The sequence below is a fragment of the Shewanella bicestrii genome (assembly GCF_002216875.1).
GTDB classification, from domain to species: domain Bacteria; phylum Pseudomonadota; class Gammaproteobacteria; order Enterobacterales; family Shewanellaceae; genus Shewanella; species Shewanella seohaensis.
This window is the reverse complement of record NZ_CP022358.1, coordinates 2,714,875-2,737,901: the sequence shown is the minus strand read 5'-3', so window position 1 is coordinate 2,737,901 and position 23,027 is coordinate 2,714,875. Positions and strand designations below refer to the sequence as shown.

The window sequence follows — 23,027 nt, the reverse complement described above, 5'->3', positions numbered from 1 at the left end:
ATGGTCGATCTTGTCGTAAATTTTGATACCTTACATCAGCTTTACCGCGCCTATATGCCGTTTATCAAACCGGCAGGGCTGTTTGTCGCCACCGGGGAAACCCATTACCTCGGTGAGACGTTAACCATCGCCTATCGTTTACCCGGCGCGACCACCTCAAACGAGTTCCGTGGCGTGGTTGTGTGGATTAATCCGCTGGGCGCATCGGGCGGCCGCCCCGTGGGGATTGGGATTAAAATCGTTTCAGATCCCGACAGCCATAAACACCATATCGAAAAACTGTTATCCCGAGAGCTCGCTTCGGGCGACTTAACTTGCACTATGTAATTTCTATTGTGCTTAGCTAGGGCCTACACTGAGTATTTAACCTGAACTCGGGGTAACGAGTGTCGAAAATCTAAATTTAACAATCCACGCAAACGCCGTAACTTATTGTTTTTTTAAAAGTTTAAATCTTTTTTGACTGAATGTGCAGATTTTTGCGCATATCAAGGCGCTCTGTCGTACGCCATAGCGAGCTATGGTTAGACAGAGCAACGCAGAGAGGCCCGAAAAGATGCCTATTCAGCGACTCTACTTATCCCGAGCTCAGGTTATTTAGTGCTGAGTGATGCCTAAGCGGAATTTGACCTCGATCCCATCGCTGAGTATCCTTGTGCTCCTTTTTTGTTTCTGTGTGGAAATTGCTGTGCTTATCGATTCACATTGCCATCTCGATCGCCTGAAAGCGGCGCCCGATCAACAAACCTTAGAACTCATTCTCGCTAACGCTAAGGCGCGCGGTGTCGACTATATGCTCTGTGTCAATGTGCGCCAGCAGGGATTCGAGTCGATGCGTGACAAGGTTGCTGCTTTCGAGCAAGTGTTTTTATCTTCGGGCGTGCATCCGCTGGATGTGAAAGACGGCCTCGATGTTGAGCAAATTCGCCGTTTTGCGACGGATCCGAAAGTGGTGGCTATTGGTGAAACCGGCTTAGATTATTTTTATGCCGATGAAACTAAAGCCCTGCAACAACAGTGTTTTGAGCAACAAATAGCCTTGGCGGTTGAAGTCAATAAGCCGCTGATTGTGCATACCCGTGATGCCCGTGAAGACACCATCAACATGCTCAAAGCGGGGCAGGCGGACAAAGTCGGTGGCGTGTTGCATTGCTTTACGGAAAACTGGGAAATGGCCAAGGCGGCGATTGATTTAGGTTTTTATATTTCCGTTTCTGGCATTGTGACCTTTAAAAATGCCGGTGAGTTAAGAACCGTGATCCGCAAAGTGCCTAAAGAGCGTTTATTGGTGGAAACCGATTCGCCTTATCTTGCGCCTATTCCACACCGTGGACAGGAGAATCAACCTGCTTATGTGCGTGATGTGGCCGAGTTTGTGGCAGAACTGCGCGCAGAACGTTACGAAGATCTTGCCGAGTACACCAGTGAGAACTTCTTTAACTTGTTTAAGGATGCGGCCCGTTTAATCGGCCGATAAGACGTGTAACACTTGGTTGAGTCCGCAAAGGCTAAGCTTTTACTTACGCGTTGTGAGTAAAGTGCTAGGCTAGTCGATGAAGTTTGCTCCATAAATAAAAGCTAAACTCGATTAGGCGTAAGCCCATAAAAAAAGGCCCAAAACGATTCCAACTGTTTGGGCCTAGGGGAATGGCTCGTTGAAGAGCCGTGCGCTACAGATGAAAGCGCCATGCAGTGCGCTTTACAATAGACTCAGTGTAGTTGAGTTTAGTGTGAGTGACACTTTCTCTATCCCCTTTTTTAGGTTATTTCTCGCTAAAAAATGGTCGATTTATAACCATTATGCCTGCGGTGGTAGCAATAACACTTTATCTTTTACTAAGTCTCTGGGCAGGCTGTTTTTTAATTTATTGCCTAAATGTTTAGCCATGCCTAAGGGCGCGCCGCCATAACAGACAATCACTTCACCTTGAGCCTTGCCAGCCATATCGAGGGGAATATCTCGTCCCATCAAATACTCTTTCGCTTGCTCATCGCTAACGTCGACAACTTTAGCGCCGTTTGCCGTCCCTGCGGTAAGTGCTTTTCCCGCAAGTGCGATAATGGCTTCATGACGGACTTTAAAGCCATGTTTACTGTGATCGGCAAGCTTAACCCCAATCCGCTGAAAGCGCATTTTGCCAATAAAATCTCTAAATTCATGGGGAAATAGCCAAAACTCATCGTCGCGCACCATAATGAGATCATCGGGCAGTTCGATACCCAAATCATCGGCAAAATAGGCTTGAATGGCTTTGGCTTGTTTGACACTTGCCTCCGTAAAGGGGAAATTCTTTTGCAATTTAGGCTCAGGTTGCAGGCGCGGCACAGAGCGGGTTTTAGTCAACTTAGCGACAAAAAAACCTTCACTGTCGTAAATTTGCGGCCAAACGTGCAAAAAGCCTTCTGGCGTAGTGGCTTTTTCGGCGCCATCAAACAGTTGGCTTAAGGATTCAAATTGCACCGCATCGCCATAGGTTTGCTGTAAATATTCGCACACGCCTTGGTTTTCGTGCCGATTAAGGGTGCAAGTGGAATACACCAAACTGCCACCCGGTTTTAACGCCAAAAATGCAGATTCGATTAATGCCTTTTGGGTTTCGCTAATTTCGAGCACCTCATCGAGTGACCAAGATTTTAACGCGTCCGCATCTTTACGGACTGTGCCTTCACCGCCGCAGGGGGCATCAATCAATACCGCATCAAAACTTTCATACAGATACTCACCAAATACCCGTCCATCGAAGTGGGTCAGGGCGCAGTGACTGGCGCCCATGCGCAGCACATTGGCATGGAGTACTTTGACGCGGCTAGCGGAATATTCATTGGCGACTAATAAGCCTTGATTATTCATTAACGCTGCCATTTGCGTGGTTTTAGAGCCCGGCGCCGAAGCTAAATCTAATACACATTGCCAATCCGCATTTGGGGTAAATAGCGCTGCGGGGGGCAACATGGAGCTGGCTTCTTGGATATAGAACAATCCCTGAATATGTTCTAGGGCATTGCCGAGCTGCTCTTCTTCATCGTAGCTTATCCAGAAACCATCCTCACACCAAGGAATGGGTTCAAAGGTCCATCCCTTAGGCTGCATTAACTGCTTAAAGTCTTCACTGCTGATCTTTAAGGTGTTGACGCGAATCGAGCGGCGTAGTGGTCTTGAACAGGCCGCGATAAAGTCATCCATTGAGAGATGGGCGGGCAGTTCTTGGGCAATAGTATTGATAAAATTTTGATTTAATTGAACCATAACGGGATTAGGCTGTGTATCAACTGCGGCAAGTATATCATAATCCCTTACTAGGCTGGGATTTTCTCCCTTGGCTTTTGCCATCAAAAACCGGTTATCACAGCAACATAAACACAAAGCATGGATAAAATAAGGAAGCGGCAGAGTGCTAAATCGGGTGTGGTTAGTGTTTTTCCTCACATCGCTGCTGGCGATGGCGGTACAGCTTTTCAATGGGCATATCGAGGTGCTTGCCAACGCGGTAGAGGCCATGTTTGCTAGCGCTAAACTCGCTGCTGAAATCGCCCTAGGCTTAGTGGGCGTTTTGTCCCTGTGGATGGGATTAATGCGAATTGGTGAAAAGGCAGGCGTTGTTGGGGCGATTGCCTTTGTGTTTGAGCCGCTGCTGCGCCGCTTGATGCCCGAAGTGCCCAAGGGACACCCCGCATTTGGCAGTATGACGATGAACTTAACGGCCAACGTGTTTGGACTTGATAATGCAGCCACGCCATTGGGGCTTAAGGCAATGCAGGATTTGCAGAGTCTTAATCCGGTCAAAACCGTCGCAACCAATGCACAAATTCTATTTTTAGTGCTCAATACCTCCTCGGTGACTTTAGTTCCTGTCACTGTGTTTTTGTATCGTGCCCAGCAGGGCGCCGCTGCACCTGCAGACATATTTTTACCCATTCTGCTCGCCACGTCAGCCTCAACCTTAGCGGGGCTTCTGATCGTCGCTGTTGTGCAGCGGCTTTCACTGTTCAATGCCGTGGTGCTCGGATATGGCGCAGTACTGCTGTCGGCATTAGTCGCCAGTGGTTTTTATTTGATGACCTTAACCGCAGACGCCATTGGCACAGTGTCGACCGCCTTGGGCAACGGGGTATTGCTACTGTTAGTCTTCAGTTTTGTGCTGGTGGCGGGCGTGAGAAAAGTGGCGATTTATGATGAGTTTATCGAAGGCGCTAAGGCGGGGTTTAACCAATCGATTCAACTGATCCCGTATCTGTTAGCCATGCTGCTGGCGATTGGCTTACTCAGGGCGTCGGGCGCCTTGGATTACCTGCTGCAACTAATTGCCAGTGGCGTGAGTCTTTTCGGGTTTGATACCCGCTTTGTCGATGCAATGCCAACCGCATTAATGAAGCCTTTTAGCGGTTCGGGCGCGCGGGCTATGATGCTCGAAACCATGGCGCACCATGGTGTGGACTCCTTTGCGGGGCGCTTGGCGGCGATTTTCCAAGGGAGTACTGAAACAACTTTCTATGTGCTGGCAGTTTACTTTGGCTCTGTTGGGATCCGTCACGGGCGTCATGCGCTCGCCTGTGGTTTAACGGCCGATTTTGCAGGGATCTGCGCCGCGATTGCGGTCTGTTATTGGTTCTATGGCTAAGGATATGATGACGAAAGGGTGATTGATAGCGATGCAAACAGTCGCTTTTAGCAGGTAAAAATCAGGCGCATTAGATCCGCTCTAATGCGCCTGATTATTAAATGATACCGAGTGCTTTTACCTTGTTATCTTGCTGGTAAAGAGCATCGGCGTAGCAGTGCCTCGCTTCAGGGCTTTAGCTACTGGGCTGGAGCCCATTCCTGCCATTCGCTCTGGGCTTTGTGTTGCAACGGGATCACAGTGCCTTGGTTTAAGCGATTACCTGCTTGCGTCGTTTCCTTAGTCGCGACATTAATCCCGCCCGCTAATAGGGTTTCGAGCGAACCGGCTTCAATTTGTGCACCAGAGAAAATTCCCACATCGACTTTGATGCCCGAAGCGTCCCAGAACTGGCTGCTCTGATTCACTAAATGACTGTACTGCGGTTCAATATGTGCTTGCATTAACACACTGTTGCCTTGAGACGAGAGGCTATAACCATCGATTTGGCCGACTTTAATGCCACGGAAGAAGATGGGCGTGCCGACTTTCATCGAGCCAAGGTTGCTATCTTCTAAGGTAAACTTAAGCGCATCTTCGGCCACGTTGGCATAGCTGCTCTCAACCAATTTAGCCTGGAATTGACTCGCCTTTTGGTTGCTCTTACCCGGTAACACACCAATATAAGGCCCAGTGATTAAGGTTTCTGGCGATTTGATCCCCGCTAAGGAGATTTGCGCATCAACCATATGATACTCAGTATCACTGCGGCTGAAGTGCTCGGCATAGTCGCCGTAAAGATAGGCGGTGGCCGTGAGAGTGGCTAAGTCGGCATTGAGCTTCACTTGTGTCACTTCACCCACCTGATGGCCTTGGTAACGAATGGCGGCTTTGGCAGCCAATTTCGCTGAGGCGGGTAAGGTGAGTTTGATGGCTTGAGCCTGCGCTAAGGCGAGCTGTTTGCTTTCGTATAGTTTAAGTGTCGCATTAGGCTCAGTCGTTGAACTATCTAACAAACCTAAGCTGATGCTGCCTTTTAACGCGCCCTGGAGTGGCGCGACGGCGACATCAATACCCGCAAGACTGGCACTGACATCCACGGCACTATTACGCCAAAACACTTTAGGTTTTTGCACTAAGGGTTGGAACTGCTTATCGATAGCGATTTTAATGGCAAAGTCTTCGGTTTTACTCTGCCAGTTGACCGACTCCACATTACCGATTTGCATTTTTTTATAGTAAATCGGTGAGCCTTGGCTGACATCGGCGCCATCTACGCTGGTGAGGGTAAAGTACAGACGTTGTTGCCGAGCAAAAAACTGTTTTGCTTCATCCATTGAGCTAAAGAGTGACAGACGAGTATTTGCCGCAAGCGGTGTGTCGCTGCTTCCTGGGATAAGACTTACAGCCCCTTTGGTGAGGGTCGCCATATCGCGGGTTTTCACCGACACCCCATCGAGTGAGGCATCGATACTCAGCGCCGACTCGGGGATAAAATAGCTATCACTGCGAACTAAGCTGGCAAACTCAGGCTGCAGCTCGAGTTGATATTCGACGGCCGACAGATCTTTGGTTAATTTCACCGCCAGCACCTGACCGATAGGTAGCTGCTTGTAACGCACTTCAGCACCTGCGGTGAGGCCCATGTTTTCAGTTGAGGTGATAGTGAGCTGACGTTTTTTGGCCTTAAGTAGATCCGGCGCCGTTTCTTGCAGGGCAAAACTGCTTGGCAGCGCCGTATTGGCATTGGTGCCGGGTAAAAAGTTAATCACGCTTCCCGTGAGTAAACGCTCGGGGTTTTTGATCCCAGAGAGCGAAATATCCGCGCCTTCAAGCCAAAACAGTCCGTCACTGGTTAACAGGTTGGCATATTCAGGCTCAAATTTTGCCACCGCAGTCACGCCGGTTGCGGTGAGTTGTTTGCTCTGCAGAGTACCAATGGTGATGCCGCGATACACAATGCGAGTGCCTTTATCAATCGCGTTGCCATCGTTCATGGTCAGGCTCACTTCAATTCCACCAAGGGCGCTGGTTTCGGAATCATAGAGGGCAAAACTGTCACCATTTTGTGCCGCAGGTGCCTTATCATCGGAGCTGAAACTCACGCCGCCCGCCAGAATGGAAGCTAAGCTCTCAGTGTTGACTTTTATGCCCGCTAAACTGGCGTCGACTTTCACGCCGGAAACGTTCCAAAAGTGAGAGTTTTTCTTCACTAAACGCGCATATTGCTCTTGGATAAAGGCGCTGATAATGACTCTGGCATTGCCGTCTAAACGATAGCTGACCACGCTGCCGACAGGGATCTGGCGAAAGAACACAGGCGAGCCCACGTCTAACGAGCCGAGTTTATCGGCTGTCAGTTCAATCATTACCCCTTCTGAGCCCACCTGCATAGGTGGCGGTTGACGCTCAGCCTCGAAGAAAGTGGCGGCATTGCCTTTACCGGGTTGAATCGCGATATAGTTACCCGAAAACAGCGCATCTAAGCCTTCAACGCCCGTGATGCTGGCTTTTGGGGTGACTAACCAAAAGAGGGTTTCTTTATTTAAGAAAGGCTTAGCGCGATAGTCCATCATGACTTTGACGTTTACGCCCTTAAGATCTTCATCGATACCAATGTCTTTTACCTTACCGACAGTAAGACCTTGATATTTGACTAAGGTTTTGCCCACATCGATCCCCGTGGCACTGGGGAAGTGGATCTGAATTTCAATGCCCGATTCTTTGATGCTCTTAATGCCCAGCCATGCGCCGAGCGCGAGCGCTACTATCGGGAGCAGCCAAATCGGCGAAAAGAGTTTTTTCTTCACAACTTTTGGCGATTCAATTTGTGTCATCTTGAGGTTCCAATCGATCCCAGAGTAAACGAGTGTCTAAAACTTTTGCGGCAAGTTGAGTCAGTAAAATCACCAATGCAAACGCCGTGGCCGCAGGTGCAGGCTTTGCATCGAGTAATTGCCCCATATTGACGAGGGCAACCGTTAAGGAGATCACAAACAAATCGAGCATTGACCAGCGGCCAATCCACTCAATCACATGAAATCCCACCATGAGTTTCTTTTTCGAAATTGGCAGATTAAAACTGATGGCACAGAGGTAAGTGGCCAAACCGATAATTTTCACCCAAGGCACTAAAATACTGGCAATAAATACAATAATGGCGATGGGCAACATATCCGAATGCACTAAATGGATAATCCCCGAAAAAATCGTATCGTGGCGCACTTGCCCCTGATTGGTGAGCATTGTAATAGGGTAGAGGTTGGCGGGAACCAACAAAATGGCGGCGGTGATCAGCAGCGCCCAACTTTTTTGTAAACTGCTGTGATCACGGACATGGAGCTCGGCCTCGCAGCGGCTGCAGTGGCTATTATCACTGCTATTGAGCTGCCGGCACACCCTGCACAAGCACAGGCCTAAGTCTTTTCCCTGTTGCTGCATCTTAGTGTCGCTCCTGCATGAGAAGACTCCACATATGCTCAATATCGTATTCACGCTGCAAAAACAGGGTGACTAAAAAAAGCATGGTGAAGCAGAAGGTGCCCATACCGAAGTAAATATCCGAGAAATCAGATAACTGAAATGATGACACCAAAAAGCTAATCACATAAATCTCCAGCATGGTGAGCTGGGATAGCAGCCCTTGCAGCTTTAATAACTGTTTGAGGCTGCGACGCCAAAATGGACTGCCAAGTCCCCATTTGACGATCAAAATCTGACTAAGGATCGACAGGATCAACAATCCCGGACCAATCACGGCGGCGGCAAGCACGGCTAATCCCACGACCCAATAACCTTGGTCGAACACCGCAAAGGCACCCTGAAAAACTGTAGTGGTACGAATGCTACCCAAAAAGTGGATTTCGAGTACCGGGAAAAAATTGGCGGGGAAATAGAACACCAGCGCGGTAATACATAGCGCTAACATGCCGTTTACCGAGCAGTATGGTGTGTCATAAAGTGCGGTGCTGCAGCGCGGGCATAACGCCCTAACACCCGTAGGTAAGGCGCGCTTTCGAACGGCTAAGTCGCAGGAACGACAGAGGATTACAGAGTTTTCTGCTGTATTTTCATGCATATAAAAATATTAAATTAGCCCCAAAGCCATTGAGAGAGCAAATAATCCGCAATAAAACCATATTACAGGGTGAGATAGCACATTGCTTGACCCATCTCGACAACGAAAAGCGTACTTATAATACCAGAATAATCAGAACACTTGCATCACTAGTTCACTTTATGTCATCCTGATTACTGTATATAAAAACAGTGCGAGGGCAGTCATGGCAGTTATTACACAGTTTGTCGTGGTAAGAGAAGGGGTGGAGAAGATGACATTTACATCGAAAAAGGAGGCTGACGCCTACGATAAGATGCTCGACATCGCCGATAACCTCATTCCATTTATTCAAAAAGCGCAGCTCGGAATTGATGAAACCGTGAGCGAACAGCTCGCATTCTATTTTGCTAACAATAAAGATGAGCTGACAAACTTGCTTAAAGGCGTGGTTCAAGTTAATAGTACGCCATCAAAACAAAATGCAGCGAAAAAAGCGCCTAAGAAGGACGACGCTGCCGAATAATTTTTTAGGAAGTCTATGAAACCGCAATTTTATGAGTCACTGAATCGTCAAGCGCTGGCCTTACTCGAGGGCGAGGATGATTTAGTGGCTGCCATGGCTAACTTTTCTGCTTTGCTAAACGATAACCTAACCGAATTGAACTGGGTGGGTTTTTACGTGATGCGTGGCGAACAGCTGGTGTTGGGTCCTTTCCAAGGTAAAGTGGCCTGTACCCGTATTCCAATGGGTAAGGGCGTGTGCGGTACCGCCGCGCAAACCAATCAGACGCAGCGCGTCGCCGATGTGCATCAATTTGATGGTCATATCGCCTGCGATTCAGCCAGTAATTCTGAAATTGTTATCCCAGTGCGCGCCGATGGTAAGGTTGTGGCCGTGCTGGATATCGATAGTCCTATTTTTGACCGCTTCGATGAAGAAGACCAAAAGGGCTTGGAATTATTGGTAAAAAGCTTCGAAAACTGCCTATTTGCTTAATTTGCGTACAATAACGCATAATTCATAGTCGCAATCGGTGGCGTGCGCCTTATAATAGCGCATGCACTGATAAGGCTTATTTTGAGCACTGCCGAAATAAGCCTGATAGGTTCAGCCGTGAAAAATTGTTAACTTATATTTTTTAACTTTAGTTAACTCGGCGAGAATGCTAATTTGTACTTTGGCTCATATGTGAGCTTAACCAAGATAAACGACTCGTAAGAAGCTGATTTTTATCACCTCGGATTCGATGTCCCTTTTTAACTGTGGAAGTAATGATGGAATCAACAGATAAGTTGACCGACACCAACGCAATTTTGGCGTATTTGTATGAAACATTTCCTTTGTGCTTTATTGCTGAAGGTGAAACTAAGCCATTAAAAATCGGATTGTTTCAAGATTTGGCTGAAAGGTTGGCTGATGATTCTAAAGTCAGTAAAACTCAACTGCGAGTTGCCTTAAGACGCTACACCAGCAGCTGGCGCTACCTGAAATCGGTAAAAGCCGGTGCACAGCGTGTGGATCTTGATGGTCAGCCATGCGGTGAGTTAGAGCAAGAGCATATCGATCATGCTCAAGCGATGTTGAAAGAAAGCCAAGATAAAGCAAAAGCTAAGCGTGCAGCTCAAGCACCAAAAGCGGCGCCTGCGGGTAAAGCCCCTGCGAAGAAAGCCCCTAAGAAAGTTGCCGTGCCAGCACGCAAGACTGAGCGCCCAGCAAAAGCAGCACCTAAGGCAGAGCCTGCTGTTAACTTAGTTCAAGCTCAATTGACCGATTTAGCGAAGAAGCAACGTGTCAATGTTAAGTTAGGGGTGACGCCAGTAGCCGGCGTGATCACCGACATTAACAAAGAGGACATTCATGTTCAGCTAGATAGCGGCTTAACGGTAAAAGTGAAAGCGGAACATATCCTGCTGTAATCATTTAATCAAACGGAGTAACTTGTTGATGCGAAAACTCACTTTGGCTACATCCATTGCCACTGTTTTTGTCGGATTCTCGGCTTGGGCTGTCCCCCCTACGATTCAAATCAGCGAGTTACCCACTCTCAAGCAGGAAGCGCAGCATAAAGTGGCGAGTAAGCGAGTGACGGATTTATACACTCGTTCCCACTATCATAGATTTGCATTAGATGATGCGTTTTCTGCTCAGATTTTTGACCGCTACCTGCAACAACTCGACTACCGTCGTAATGTGCTGACGCAAGCCGATGTCGACAGCTTCAAACCTTACGTTAATCAGTTTGACGATATGCTGAGCTCGGGTGAACTCGAGCCTGCTTATAAGATGTTTGATTTGGTTCAGAAACGTCGCTACGAAGGTTTTGTATACGCACTCTCTCTGCTCGACAAAGAGATGGATTTCACCGTTCCGGGTGATGCCTACGAATACGATAGAGAAGATGTTGCTTGGCCAAAAGATCAAGACGAGATCAACGAGTTATGGCGTCAACGTGTTAAATACGATGCGCTGAATCTGAAACTCACTGGCAAGAAATGGCCTGAAATCGTTGATATTCTGCAAAAGCGTTATAACAACGCCATCAAGCGACTGACTCAGACCAATAGCGAAGATGTGTTCCAAGCGGTGATGAATGCGTTCTCCCGTAGCATCGAGCCACATACTAGCTATTTATCTCCCCGTAATGCGGAACGTTTCCAAATGGAAATGAACTTAAGCCTCGAGGGGATTGGTGCGCAGTTACAGCTCGAAGACGATTACACTGTCATCAAGAGCTTGATTGCAGGCGGTCCTGCGGCCAGCAGTGAAAAACTGTCGCCTGAAGATAAGATCGTCGGCGTCGGCCAAGAAGGCGGTGAGATTGTTGATGTAATCGGCTGGCGATTAGACGATGTGGTCGATCTGATCAAAGGGCCGAAGGGCAGTAAAGTCGTATTACAGATTTTACCTAAGAAGGGTGGCTCTAACGCTAAGCCGTTTAATCTGACCTTAGTGCGCGACAAAATCCGTTTAGAAGACCGTGCCGCAACCTCAAAGATCATCGAGCCAAAAGACGGTGAATACGCCAACCGTAAAGTGGGTGTGATTCAAATTCCTGGTTTCTATATGAATTTATCCCAGGACGTCGAAAAAGAATTGGTGAAGTTAAACGAAGCCAAGGTTGAAGGCGTCGTCATCGACTTACGTGGTAACGGCGGCGGTGCGTTGACCGAAGCCGTGTTACTGACGGGACTCTTTATCGATATGGGCCCTGTGGTGCAAGTGCGTGACGCCGATGGTCGAGTGTCTGCCCACCGTGATAACGATGGCAAGACAACCTACGCTGGCCCGTTAACCATTATGGTTGACCGTTACAGTGCATCAGCTTCGGAAATTTTTGCCGCCGCGTTACAAGATTACGACCGTGCGCTGATTGTTGGTGAGTCAAGCTTTGGTAAAGGCACTGTGCAGCAGCATAAGAGCCTTGGTCGAATCTACGACATGTACGAGAAGCCGATTGGCCACGTGCAGTACACGATCCAGAAGTTCTACCGTATCAACGGTGGCAGCACTCAGCTCAAAGGCGTAACCCCGAACATTGCTTACCCAAGTGCGTTAGAGCCTGGTGAATACGGTGAAGCGGAAGAGAAGAATGCTTTACCTTGGGACAAAGTGCCAATGGCGCAATACGGCACCCTAAACGATATCACCCCTGAGTTGGTGGCGAGTTTAGATAAAAAGCACCTTGCCCGTATTCAGAACAATGTCGAGTTTAACTATATCAATCAAGATATTGCCGACTTTAAAAAGCATCATAAAGAGAAAACAGTCTCCTTAGTTGAAAGTGAGCGCATTGCCTCGCGTGAAGCCGATGAGAAGAAAGTACTCGATAGAACCAACGAGCGTCGTGTTGCCCATGGTTTAGCCGCGGTTAAATCGATGGAAGACATTAAAGACAAAGACGACATTGAAGCACCGGATGCCTTCTTAGACGAAACGGCCTATATCACCTTCGATATGGCGGATGCAAAAAAGCTGGCTAACGCTGGCACTAAATAGGCGGTTATTGCGCCTGTTTACCGTATCTTAAAACGCGCTTATGGCGCGTTTTTCTTATTTAGAACAGTGTTAAAGGGAACGACATGACACAAGCACAAGCAAAATACCTTAAAGATTATCAAGCTCCCCAGTTCACGATCGAAACCATTGATTTAGATTTTAATCTCGATGGTAAAAACACTCTGGTTAAAGCCGTTAGCAAAGTCAAACGCACTTCTTCCCACACCAATCCCTTAGTGCTCGATGGTGAAAGTTTGACCTTAGTGAGTGTGGCCATTGATGGACAAGCGGCGACGTATCACGCGAGTGAAGGGCAGTTGTCTATCGAGACGACACTGAACGAATTTGAGCTGACCATCATCACCCAACTCGATCCCGAGGCTAACTCAAGCCTCGAAGGGCTCTATATGTCCGACGGCGCCTACTGTACTCAGTGCGAAGCGGAAGGCTTTAGACGTATCACGTATTTTCTCGACCGCCCCGACGTGTTAGCCAAATACACAGTGCGAATCGAAGCCGATAAACTGGCGTTTCCGTTCCTGCTCAGCAACGGTAACTTGATTGAGAAAGGCGAGCTTGATGGTGGTCGCCATTACGTGCGCTGGCAAGATCCTTTCCCAAAACCCGCCTACCTGTTTGCCTTAGTCGCTGGCGATTTTGATCTGCTGCAGGATGAGTTTATCACCCGCAGTCATCGCAAAGTGGTACTGCAGGTGTTTGTCGATAAAGGTAATTTACACAAAGCGCACCATGCAATGGCGTCCCTGAAAAAGTCTATGGCCTGGGATGAATCTCGTTTTGACTTAGAATACGACTTAGATATCTACATGATAGTCGCCGTCGATTTTTTCAATATGGGGGCGATGGAAAACAAAGGCTTAAATATCTTCAACACCAAGTATGTGTTGGCAGATACCTTGACCGCAACCGACGAGGATTACCACGGCATTGAATCTGTGGTCGGCCATGAGTACTTTCATAACTGGACGGGTAACCGTGTGACTTGCCGTGACTGGTTTCAATTAAGCCTCAAGGAAGGCTTGACAGTGTTTCGCGATCAAGAGTTTAGTTCGGATTTAGGCTCTCGTGCTGTGAACCGAATTCACGCGATTAAAGTCATCAAAAACCAGCAGTTTGCTGAAGACTCAGGCCCCATGGCGCATCCGATCCGCCCCGAGTCTGTGATTGAGATGAATAATTTTTATACTGTTACTGTGTATAACAAGGGCGCCGAAGTTATTCGCATGATGCACACCCTGTTGGGTGAAGCCCATTTCCAAGCGGGGATGAAGTTATACTTCAAACGCCACGATGGCCAAGCTGTGACTTGCGATGATTTTGTCGCGGCGATGGAAGATGCCAGTGGTATCGATTTAACGCAATTCCGTCTCTGGTATAGCCAAGCGGGTACGCCAATTGTCACCGCAAGCGACAGTTTTGATGCCGAGACTGGGACTTACCAGTTAACCCTCAAGCAAACCTTAGCTGGCTGTGCTTCACCCTTGCATATTCCCTTTAGCCTAGAGCTGTTAGATGAGAAAGGGCAATCACTGGTAGATCAAGTGCTTGATTTTACTCAAGCAGAGCAAGTCTTTACATTTGAAGGTATGCGCCATAAACCCGTGTCATCCTTACTACAGGATTTCTCTGCACCGGTTAAATTACATTATCCCTTTGAAATCGATCAGCTTGTGCATTTGATGCGCTTTGCCTCGAGTGAAGTGGCGCGTTGGGAAGCATCGGTGGCGCTCGTGAGCCAAGCGATTTGGCAAAATGTGGCGCATTTACAGCAACATCACAGCATGACCTTAGACGAGCGCGTGAAAGACAGCTTTAAAGGCGCCTTACTCGATGAGCAGTTAGATCAGGCGCTGATGGCGGAAATGTTAGCCATACCATCGGCCTCAGCTTTGATTGAGCAAACCGACACGGTCGATTTAGATGCCTTAGCCCTAGCCCGCGAATTTGTGCTCACAGAGCTTGCCGCCTATTGTGAAGATGAATTAACGGCGCTGTATCGCTCATTGGTAAACCGTGATTGCACAAAAGCGCGAGCGCTGAAAAACCAATGTCTTAACTGGTTGAGCCGAGTCAGTAGCGAGGCCGAAAGCTTTGTGGTTGAGCAGTTTGAGAAGGCTGCCAATATGACCGACTCACTTGGCGCATTAAGTGCGGCCAATGTCGGCTCGTTACCTTGCCGCGAACATTTGATGGCAATGTTTGAAGCCCGCTGGCGCGATACGCCGCTGGTGATGGATAAATGGTTTATGCTGCAGGCAACCCATGATGTGGAAGGGGTGATTGATAGCTTGCGTCAATTACAGCAACACGCGAGCTTTAGCATGAGCAATCCTAACCGCGTGCGTTCACTGATTGGCAGTTTCGCAGCGGGAAATATTTATCAATTCCACCGCGCCGATGGCAAAGGTTACGAGTTTTTAACTGAATGCCTTATCAGCTTAAATAAACTCAACCCACAGGTTGCGGCGCGTATGGTGACGCCACTCATCCAATTCAGTAAGTTTGATGAGGCGCGCCAAGTCAAGATCAAGGCTTGTTTAACGCGATTGTTGGCGCTGCCTGAACTGTCGAAAGATTTATTCGAGAAAGTATCTAAGGCATTAGCACAGTAGCTATGAAGAGGGCAGCATTATGCTGCCCTCATTCTTCCAAACAGTAATTGAGCAGTTAGAGTCATGAAGGCCATGTACCCTAGTTATACTATTTAACGAGTTAAGTTAAATCTAAGGTATGACGCTTTATACTATTGAATATGATGGCCTTTTGACGAGGGGAGTAGAGTGTTCTTTGTCCCTGTGAGGCCGATAATTCAAGGCAATAGCTCTGTTTCTACGACATGCTGTTTGTTGGTCCAACAGCTGTAATTGGCCCGTCGTAAATTCCCACTACCAGTTTTATGCCGATTATTTGAGTTTTAATATGGAATTGTATTTTAAGCTAAATCTAAGTTATCGAGAGTTTTTACCTTACTATCAAGGCATTGCCGATAAGGTTGAAGTGCGTGAACGTCAGGGGCGGATCCTGTGGATTAATGGCCGACATTTTAGGCGTTTTTTAACCGATAACGGTATTCATGGACAGTTCAAACTGGTGCTCGATGATAAAGGGCAATTTGTGTCGCTAGAGCAGTTAACCTAATAAATTGTTGATTTTTACTTAGAGCAATTACTTTAAACGGTCGACTAATTACAATCACGGAAATATGATATTTTCTTTGTGATTATGTTAATGAAATATAAAGTTTTTTGCATGGTTTCACCCGCGCTTTTCAATCTTCTGCTTTTCTAATTTAAATCCCATCCCTGTAGTAGATGACATAAATGTGTCTACGTGCTTAATTCTTTAGAAAATTTTCTCTAACTGTGCCTTGCTCATGGGGATTAATTGCTGTAACAATGATGTTACCTGTGAGCTAACAAGATGTTGGTTGTAATTCCAAGAACAAAGAATCCAGCAGGGTACGGAGAGCTAAAATGAAAATTGTTAAAAAAAGTTTTAACAAGTCGGCGCTTGCTTTGGGGGTGGCGTCGGCATTGAGTTTATTGATGGTGTCGAATGTTAATGCGGTTGCGTTCGATTGGGGGGAGATACAAGGGACTTTTGACTCGACTTGGACTGCTGGTGCCAGTTGGCGTGTAGGGGAGCGCGATTGGGATGGACAAATTGGTAAGGTAAACCAGCCACAGTTTGATTGGTCAAACTACACTGCATTTGGCAATACCAAATACACATCTGCTGAGATTTGGGCACAACCAGGTTCTTATTCTAGCAACAACGATTTGAGTAATTTACTTTATTCTCAAGGTGATACTACATCCGAAATCGTTAAAGGATTACACGAGTTATCCCTTAAATATGAGAACTATGGTCTATTCGTTCGTGGTATGTATTTTTACGATCGTAAGCTAAACGATGGTAACTACGACTTCAATGACCCGTTAACAGGGAAAGAATACGATCCTTGCCGCGACAGTAAAGCGTCTGAAGTGCAATGTAAGGACATCCGTCTGCTGGATGCCTTCGTCTACGCGAATTTTGATTTAAATGATGGTGCCAACCCGCTTTCTATCCGTGTGGGTAACCAAGTGGTTTCTTGGGGTGAAAGTACGCTGATCGCCCACGGTATTGGTGAAATCAACCCGGTCGATTTGAACATCCTGAACGCGCCAGGCGCGGAACTCAAAGAAGCCTTCCGTCCTCAGGGTATGGTGTGGGCCTCATTGGGGATCACCGAAAACCTATCGGTAGAAGGTTTCTATCAATATGATTGGGAACCCGTTTGGATCCCAACCCCTGGTTCAATTTTTGCGACTAACGATTTCGCTGGTTACGGTGGTTACAACCAGAACGCGCAATTAGGCTTCAACGCCAACCCAGACATCAATTTAGACTTCTTAACGCAGGAATATCAGAAACTGGCTGGGATGATCGCCAGTGGTCAAACTATTCCTACACAGCAATTGGTGGCGATGGCACTGGCTTATCCAACTAAAGTGACGTTAGTGCAAGATGAGCAAGCGCCAAGCAACGGTGGTCAATATGGTATCAAGCTAGGTTATTACGCCCCTGAGTTAGGCGATACCGAGTTTGGTTTCTACTTTATGAACTACCACAGCCGTCGTCCGCTGATCAGCGGTACAGCCGCCGACTTCAGCACTGGCGCACTGTTGTCAGATCTTGCGGTACTGGGTCAAAACGCGGGTGATATTAACCGCGAATTGCTGCTCAGCTTAAAGAGCTTCTCTAAGGCGCAAATTGTTTACCCAGAAGACATTAAACTCTATGGCTTCAGCTTTAACACCTCATTGGGCGATACCTCAGTCGGTGCTGAAATCGCTCACCGCCAAGACGAACCGCTGCAAATCGATGACGTAGAACTGCTGTTTGCGGGTATGCCACAACAGTTAGCTAATGCGGGTATTCGCCCCGACTTCGACGGCATTTCACAGATTGATGGCGTACAACCTGGTGAAACCGTTGACGGTTTTATCCGCCTCGATACCACTCAAGCGCAAGTCACTTTCACGCACTTATTCGGTCCTACCTTGGGATTGGATAACCTGACGATGTTGGCTGAAGTCGGTGGGGTATGGATCCACGATATGCCAGGTTTTGATGAACTGCGTCTCAATGGCCCAGGTACCGCACGTTCTGGTGGTAATCCAGATATGCCTGGCATCATCCAAGCGCTGCATAATGGTCCAGAAACCAACCCATTCCCAACGGATTTTGCATGGGGATACCGTCTTGTGGCTAAAGCGGACTTTAACAACTTGTTTGCGGGCGTGAACATGTCTCCTCGGTTGATTTTCTCACACGATGTAGACGGTATAACGCCTGATCCTATGTTCCTCTTTACCGAAGGACGTAAGTCAGTGGCCTTGGGTCTCAATTTTGAGTACCAAAACCGTTGGGGCGCAGACTTATCCTACAACAACTTCTTTGGCGGTGTAGGAACAACCAACGCGATGTCAGATCGTGATTATATTTCTTTCAATATCAAGTATTCGCTCTAAAGGACTATAACAATGAAGAAACTGTCGATATTGGCAAGTGCCGTGATGATGGCCCTTGTAGCACCTGTAGCGATGGCAAAGGTATCTGAAGCCGAGGCCGCTAAATTAGGTAACGAATTAACGCCATTAGGCGCAGAAAAAGCCGGTAATGCCGATGGCTCTATTCCCGCTTGGGATGGCGGTATTACTAAGCCAGTTGCTGGATATACCAAGGGAATGCATCACCCCGATCCTTTCCCTGAGGATAAAATTGAATTCACTATTACCAATGCGAACAAAGCCCAATACAAGGATTTCTTGACCCCGGGTCAAATGAAATTGTTCGAGCTTTACCCAGACACTTACAAGATGAATGTGTACAAAACGCGCCGCAGCGCATCAGTACCACAGTTTGTCTATGATGCGACAAAAGCCAACGCCACTCGCGCTGAATTGGTTGCACAGGGTAATGGTATTTCGGGGGCATCGATTGGGATTCCATTCCCTATCCCTGCCAATGGCTTAGAAGCGATTTGGAACCATATCCTGCGCTTCCGTGGTGTGGATGTGGAAACTTCACGTAGCCAAGCGGCACCGACGGCCGATGGCAGCTACACCTTAGTGGAAACCGCTGAGGAGATTCGTTTCGAGTATTCTCGCCCTGAAATCACCCTTGATCAGTTAAAGGCCAGCAACACGCTGTTCTACTTTAAACAAGTGGTGACTCAGCCTGCTCGTTTGGCTGGTACTGCACTGTTAGTGAAAGAAACCATGGACCAAGAGGCGCTGCCACGCCAAGCATGGACCTATAACACAGGTCAGCGCCGCGTTCGTAAAGCACCAAACGTTGCCTTTGATACACCGGGTACCGTATCCGATGGTCTGCGCACCACAGACGATTTCGACATGTTTAACGGTTCTCCCGTGCGTTATAACTGGGAGCTTGTGGGCAAGAAGGAAATCTATATTCCTTACAACGACTATAAATTGCACTCAGATAAGCTGAAATATGACCAGATTTTAAAACCCGGCCATATCAATCCTGAGTTTGTCCGTTGGGAAAAACACCGCGTATGGGAAGTGAAGGCGACCTTGAAAGATGGTATGCGCCACATCTACAAAACGCGTGTGATGTATCTTGACGAAGACTCATGGCAAGTATCGATTGCCGATCTGTATGACAACCGTGATGAACTCTACCGTGTGGCGGTTGCCCACGGCTTGAACTACTACGAAGTCCCAACACAGTGGGATACCTTAGAAGTGTTCCACGATCTGCAGTCCCGTCGTTATTTGGCCATGGGCTTAGACAACCAGAGTGGAATGTATAACTTCGATGCCAAGTTGAGTGAAGCGAACTTCACCCCAGACGCGCTACGTCGCGAAGGTATCCGTTAATCAGCCACGGTATAAAGGGGCGCTAAGCGCCCCTCATTAGTTAAGGAAGTTTGTATGTCGTTTCGCATCCTTCAATGCGCCGCTGCAATCAGTGTTGGTTGTTTATTTTCTTCCCCTTCATTTTCTGCGGTGTCTGAGATTTTCCCGCAAATTCAGCCCTTAGCGGCATCTTCTTTAGTGTTAGATATTGCCCATGCGGGACAGCGTTTGGTCGCCGTGGGCGAGCGTGGCCATGTGCTCGTGCTGAATGACACCTGGCAACAAGTGCCGACACCAACCTCGGCGCAGCTGACAAAAGTGTTCTTTTTAAATGAAAAACTTGGTTGGGCTGTGGGGCATGATGCCACTATTTTGCACACCCAAGATGGCGGCCAGACCTGGTCGTTACAAATGCAGTCGACTGAAATTGAAAAACCCTTCCTCGATGTGCTGTTTCTCAATGAGCAGGACGGCATGGCCATTGGGGCTTACGGACTGTTTTATCGAACCCATGATGGCGGCAAGACCTGGGCAGAAGAATTCCACGAAGAGTTGCTGGCCGAAGAAGACGTGTCCTATTTGGCTGAGTTAAAAAATAGTGACCAAGCCGCTTATTTGACCGAGCGCGCCTCGTTACTGCCGCATTTTAATCGAATGATCGTGCTCAATGATGGTCGTTTGTTATTAGTCGGAGAGCTTGGGCTTGTGGCGGTATCGGCTGATAAGGGCCAAACCTTTACCCGTACCGGGTTTGATTACGACGGCTCTATGTTCAATGCCATTCAATTGCAGGATGCGGTCTATGTAATGGGATTGAGAGGGCACGTGTTTAAAGCAGATTTGAGCCTTGGCCAATGGGATGAGATTGAAATGCCTGTGCAATCATCCATCAATGGCGCCTTGGTGAGCTCTGACACCAGCTTGTACCTTGTGGGGAATGCTGGCGTTGTTATCCAGCTTAATCAGGATGATAGTGCGAGTATTGTCACTCGCCGCCAGGGGGAAAACTTAGTTTCGATTGCCAAAGATAACCAAGGGAATGTGTGGTTATCGGGTAGCCAAGGGCTACTCACACTGAAGCCATAAATTATAAAACAACAATAACAGGGCCGATAAGATGTTAGAAAAACTGGTCAACGGATTTGAGTCATTTTTATTCCGCAACCGTGCTTGGGTGGTGAGCATTTTTATTTTGCTGACGGTTTTTTTGGGATACCAAGCGAGCCAATTAAAAATGGATGCGGCATTCATTAAAAATATTCCGCTTAATCATAGCTATATGCAAACCTACCTCAAACACCAAAAAGATTTTGGTGGCGCGAATAGCATTATGGTGGCGGTGGAAGATACCAGCGGCAATATTTTTAACCCTAACTTTTTCGACACCCTGAAAAACGTTCACGATCAGCTGTTTTTTATTCCTGGTGTTGACCGCTCACAGGTGAAATCTTTATTTTCACCTTCGACCCGTTTTACCGAAGTCGTGGAAGATGGTTTTGCGGGGGGCCCTGTGATCCCCGCCGATTTCACGACCACCGAAGCGGGCTTAAACACGGTGCGCGATAACATTGAAAAAGCAGGCATTGTGGGGCGTTTGATTGCCAACGATTATAGTGCCGCTATGGTGTCGGCTCAGTTGATGGATTTTGATCCACAAACGGGTAAGCCCTTAGATACCATCGCCTTTGCCGCTCAGCTGGAGAAGGAACTTCGCGGTAAGTATGAAACCGATAAGGTGAAAATCCATATTATCGGTTTTGCTAAGATGGCGGGTGATGTGGCCGATGGCGCCAAAGGCGTATTGCTGTTCTTCGTGATTGCCATTTTGATCACTGCGGTAATGGTTTATCTGTTTTCCAAGTCACTTATCCTGACCTTATTGCCATTAGTCTGTAGCTTAACGGCGGTGATCTGGCAGCTGGGTTTACTGACGGTCATCGGTTTTGGCTTAGATCCTATGTCAATTCTGGTGCCATTCCTCGTTTTTGCTATCGGGGTGAGTCACGGGGTGCAGATGATCAATGCGGTCAGACGCCGCGTGATGGACGGACAAACCACCAAGGCGGCTTCGGCTTCTGCGTTTCGCAGTTTATTAGTGCCTGGTGGGGTGGCGCTGCTTTCTGATACGGTTGGTTTCATCACACTGTTATCTATTGATATCGGTATCATCCGTGAGCTGGCCATTTCGGCATCCCTCGGTGTGGGCGTGATTATTTTCACTAACCTTATCCTTCTGCCTTTAGTGATTTCTTTCACTGAACTCAAGGTTGCACCACAGGGCGTGCCGACCTCGGATGAAGTGCGAGCCGAGGCAATTTGGCGCTACCTTGCCAAATTTGCTACGCCGAAATACGCAGTGGTAGTGATTGCGGCGACCATTGCCTTGTATTTTGCCGGTCTGCAACAGGCGAATCAGATGAAAATTGGCGATCTGCAGGGCGGCGCGCCGGCTTTACACCAAGATTCTCGTTACAACTTGGACACCTTCTTTATTACCGATCACTTTTCTATCACCACCGACGTGATGACTGTAATTGTGGAAGCGAGCCCAGAGGCCTGTACTTACCACGATATGCTGACGCAAATTGATGAGTTTGAATGGTTAGTGCGTAATACCCCGGGTGTTGAATCGACAGTTAGCTTGGCCTCGGTGGCGAAAAAAGTGAATGCGGGCTTTAACGAAGGCAACCCAAGATGGGAAGTACTGCCCCGTACGACCGCCAGTTTAGTACAGGCGATTGGTCAGATCCCAACGACATCGGGCTTGTTAAATGGTGATTGCTCAGTGATGCCTGTGTATCTATTTATGCAGGATCATAAGGCTGAAACCATTGAAACGGTTGTCGCTAAGGTGAAAGCGGTCGCGGCCAAAATGGACAATGATAAGCTGCAATTTAAGCTGGCGTCTGGTCCTGTCGGGGTGATGGCGGCGACCAACGAAGCGGTAGCGGAAGCCCAATTACCTATGATGATTTATGTGTATGGCGCGGTATTTGTGCTTTGTCTTATCAGCTTTAAGTCATTAAAAGCGACAGTCGCGGTGATTATTCCGCTTTACGTGGTCTCCACGCTGGCACAGGCGCTGATGACTCAACTCAATATTGGCTTAGCAGTCAGTACTTTACCCGTTATCGCCCTCGGTGTGGGTATCGGTGTTGACTACGGTATTTATATCCTGTCGACCATGTCATCTAAGTTGTCGAATGGGATGCCAGTACAACAAGCCTACTATGAAGCGTTAGTCGAGCGGGGCAGTGCGGTGATTTTCACTGGCCTGACGTTGGCGATTGGGGTGAGCACTTGGTTTTTCTCGGCGCTTAAGTTCCAAATGGACATGGGGATCCTGCTCACCTTCATGTTTGTGGTAAATATGTTGGGTGCCATAATTATCCTGCCAGCACTGGCAGCGGTATTCTGGCGGCAGGCTAAGTAGTTACAAACAATGGGGAGTTTTTGACTCCCCATTGTCTTTGAATATA

At 47.8% G+C, this 23,027-nt stretch carries 17 protein-coding genes; 13 read left to right on the top strand and 4 right to left on the bottom strand.

Annotation, left to right across the window (positions count from 1 at the left end; translation table 11 throughout):
• A complete protein-coding gene (locus tag CF168_RS11880) occupies window positions 1-327 on the top strand; it encodes a PilZ domain-containing protein (protein ID WP_011622439.1) in 327 nt (108 codons plus the stop codon).
• A gap of 361 nt (window positions 328-688) precedes the next feature.
• Window positions 689-1,477: a TatD family hydrolase gene (locus tag CF168_RS11875; RefSeq protein ID WP_089068964.1), complete on the top strand. Its 789-nt coding sequence runs from the start codon at window positions 689-691 to the stop codon at window positions 1,475-1,477.
• A 321-nt stretch (window positions 1,478-1,798) separates the two neighbouring features.
• On the opposite strand, the gene rsmF is transcribed toward CF168_RS11875, so the two are convergent.
• Window positions 1,799-3,247, bottom strand: a complete 1,449-nt coding sequence (rsmF, locus tag CF168_RS11870) for a 16S rRNA (cytosine(1407)-C(5))-methyltransferase RsmF (RefSeq protein WP_089068963.1) — start codon at window positions 3,245-3,247, stop codon at window positions 1,799-1,801.
• 145 nt (window positions 3,248-3,392) lie between these two features.
• Here rsmF and CF168_RS11865 point away from each other — a divergent pair, with 145 nt between their 5' ends.
• On the top strand, window positions 3,393-4,619 hold the full coding sequence (locus tag CF168_RS11865) for a nucleoside recognition domain-containing protein (RefSeq protein ID WP_089067974.1): 1,227 nt from the start codon (window positions 3,393-3,395) through the stop codon (window positions 4,617-4,619).
• Between the two features lie 179 nt (window positions 4,620-4,798).
• Here the strand turns inward: CF168_RS11865 and CF168_RS11860 are convergent, their stop codons facing one another.
• The 3 genes from CF168_RS11860 to CF168_RS11850 are packed head-to-tail and all read right to left on the bottom strand — an operon-like array spanning window position 4,799 to window position 8,676.
• Entirely contained in the window at window positions 4,799-7,435 is a 2,637-nt protein-coding gene (locus CF168_RS11860; protein ID WP_089067973.1) for a PqiB family protein, read from the bottom strand.
• Window positions 7,422-8,039 (bottom strand): paraquat-inducible protein A, encoded by a 618-nt coding sequence (locus tag CF168_RS11855; protein WP_011622444.1) that lies wholly within the window; start codon window positions 8,037-8,039, stop codon window positions 7,422-7,424. Before CF168_RS11855 ends, CF168_RS11860 begins: the two co-directional genes overlap by 14 nt.
• 1 nt (window position 8,040) lies before the next feature.
• Window positions 8,041-8,676, bottom strand: coding sequence for a paraquat-inducible protein A (locus CF168_RS11850; RefSeq protein WP_086903596.1), 636 nt, complete (start codon window positions 8,674-8,676; stop codon window positions 8,041-8,043).
• Window positions 8,677-8,881: 205 nt separating this feature from the next.
• On the opposite strand from CF168_RS11850, the gene CF168_RS11845 reads away from it, so the two are divergent.
• The 10 genes from CF168_RS11845 to CF168_RS11800 all read left to right on the top strand — a co-directional run bounded on the left by CF168_RS11845 (window position 8,882) and on the right by CF168_RS11800 (window position 22,981).
• Complete coding sequence (locus tag CF168_RS11845) at window positions 8,882-9,181, top strand: YebG family protein (RefSeq protein WP_089067972.1); 300 nt, start codon at window positions 8,882-8,884, stop codon at window positions 9,179-9,181.
• 15 nt (window positions 9,182-9,196) lie between these two features.
• Complete coding sequence (locus tag CF168_RS11840) at window positions 9,197-9,655, top strand: GAF domain-containing protein (protein WP_011625985.1); 459 nt, start codon at window positions 9,197-9,199, stop codon at window positions 9,653-9,655.
• 278 nt (window positions 9,656-9,933) lie between these two features.
• Window positions 9,934-10,575, top strand: coding sequence for an RNA chaperone ProQ (gene proQ / locus CF168_RS11835; RefSeq protein ID WP_089067971.1), 642 nt, complete (start codon window positions 9,934-9,936; stop codon window positions 10,573-10,575).
• Between the two features lie 28 nt (window positions 10,576-10,603).
• Window positions 10,604-12,655 carry a carboxy terminal-processing peptidase gene (prc, locus tag CF168_RS11830; RefSeq protein ID WP_167373626.1) on the top strand — a complete coding sequence of 684 codons (2,052 nt, stop codon included), beginning with the start codon at window positions 10,604-10,606 and terminating at the stop codon, window positions 12,653-12,655.
• Window positions 12,656-12,738: 83 nt separating this feature from the next.
• On the top strand, window positions 12,739-15,288 hold the full coding sequence (pepN, locus tag CF168_RS11825) for an aminopeptidase N (RefSeq protein ID WP_089067969.1): 2,550 nt from the start codon (window positions 12,739-12,741) through the stop codon (window positions 15,286-15,288).
• Between the two features lie 307 nt (window positions 15,289-15,595).
• Entirely contained in the window at window positions 15,596-15,814 is a 219-nt protein-coding gene (locus CF168_RS11820; protein ID WP_089067968.1) for a DUF2835 domain-containing protein, read from the top strand.
• 335 nt (window positions 15,815-16,149) lie between these two features.
• On the top strand, window positions 16,150-18,192 hold the full coding sequence (locus CF168_RS11815) for a DUF1302 domain-containing protein (protein ID WP_089067967.1): 2,043 nt from the start codon (window positions 16,150-16,152) through the stop codon (window positions 18,190-18,192).
• Window positions 18,193-18,204: 12 nt separating this feature from the next.
• Window positions 18,205-19,569, top strand: coding sequence for a DUF1329 domain-containing protein (locus tag CF168_RS11810; protein WP_089067966.1), 1,365 nt, complete (start codon window positions 18,205-18,207; stop codon window positions 19,567-19,569).
• 54 nt (window positions 19,570-19,623) lie between these two features.
• Window positions 19,624-20,634, top strand: a complete 1,011-nt coding sequence (locus tag CF168_RS11805) for a YCF48-related protein (protein ID WP_089067965.1) — start codon at window positions 19,624-19,626, stop codon at window positions 20,632-20,634.
• 31 nt (window positions 20,635-20,665) lie between these two features.
• Entirely contained in the window at window positions 20,666-22,981 is a 2,316-nt protein-coding gene (locus tag CF168_RS11800) for an efflux RND transporter permease subunit (RefSeq protein WP_086904710.1), read from the top strand.
• Window positions 22,982-23,027: the final 46 nt, after the last annotated feature.

What these genes read in the sequence shown, in the direction of transcription:
- CF168_RS11880 (WP_011622439.1), top strand. Translation starts at nt 1, where the DNA reads ATGGTCGATCTTGTCGTAAATTTTGATACCTTACATCAGCTTTACCGC.
- rsmF (WP_089068963.1), bottom strand. Translation starts at nt 3,247, where the DNA reads ATGGTTCAATTAAATCAAAATTTTATCAATACTATTGCCCAAGAACTG.
- CF168_RS11860 (WP_089067973.1), bottom strand. Translation starts at nt 7,435, where the DNA reads ATGACACAAATTGAATCGCCAAAAGTTGTGAAGAAAAAACTCTTTTCG.
- CF168_RS11855 (WP_011622444.1), bottom strand. Translation starts at nt 8,039, where the DNA reads ATGCAGCAACAGGGAAAAGACTTAGGCCTGTGCTTGTGCAGGGTGTGC.
- CF168_RS11850 (WP_086903596.1), bottom strand. Translation starts at nt 8,676, where the DNA reads ATGCATGAAAATACAGCAGAAAACTCTGTAATCCTCTGTCGTTCCTGC.
- CF168_RS11845 (WP_089067972.1), top strand. Translation starts at nt 8,882, where the DNA reads ATGGCAGTTATTACACAGTTTGTCGTGGTAAGAGAAGGGGTGGAGAAG.
- CF168_RS11840 (WP_011625985.1), top strand. Translation starts at nt 9,197, where the DNA reads ATGAAACCGCAATTTTATGAGTCACTGAATCGTCAAGCGCTGGCCTTA.
- proQ (WP_089067971.1), top strand. Translation starts at nt 9,934, where the DNA reads ATGGAATCAACAGATAAGTTGACCGACACCAACGCAATTTTGGCGTAT.
- prc (WP_167373626.1), top strand. Translation starts at nt 10,604, where the DNA reads ATGCGAAAACTCACTTTGGCTACATCCATTGCCACTGTTTTTGTCGGA.
- pepN (WP_089067969.1), top strand. Translation starts at nt 12,739, where the DNA reads ATGACACAAGCACAAGCAAAATACCTTAAAGATTATCAAGCTCCCCAG.
- CF168_RS11820 (WP_089067968.1), top strand. Translation starts at nt 15,596, where the DNA reads ATGGAATTGTATTTTAAGCTAAATCTAAGTTATCGAGAGTTTTTACCT.
- CF168_RS11815 (WP_089067967.1), top strand. Translation starts at nt 16,150, where the DNA reads ATGAAAATTGTTAAAAAAAGTTTTAACAAGTCGGCGCTTGCTTTGGGG.
- CF168_RS11810 (WP_089067966.1), top strand. Translation starts at nt 18,205, where the DNA reads ATGAAGAAACTGTCGATATTGGCAAGTGCCGTGATGATGGCCCTTGTA.
- CF168_RS11805 (WP_089067965.1), top strand. Translation starts at nt 19,624, where the DNA reads ATGTCGTTTCGCATCCTTCAATGCGCCGCTGCAATCAGTGTTGGTTGT.
- CF168_RS11800 (WP_086904710.1), top strand. Translation starts at nt 20,666, where the DNA reads ATGTTAGAAAAACTGGTCAACGGATTTGAGTCATTTTTATTCCGCAAC.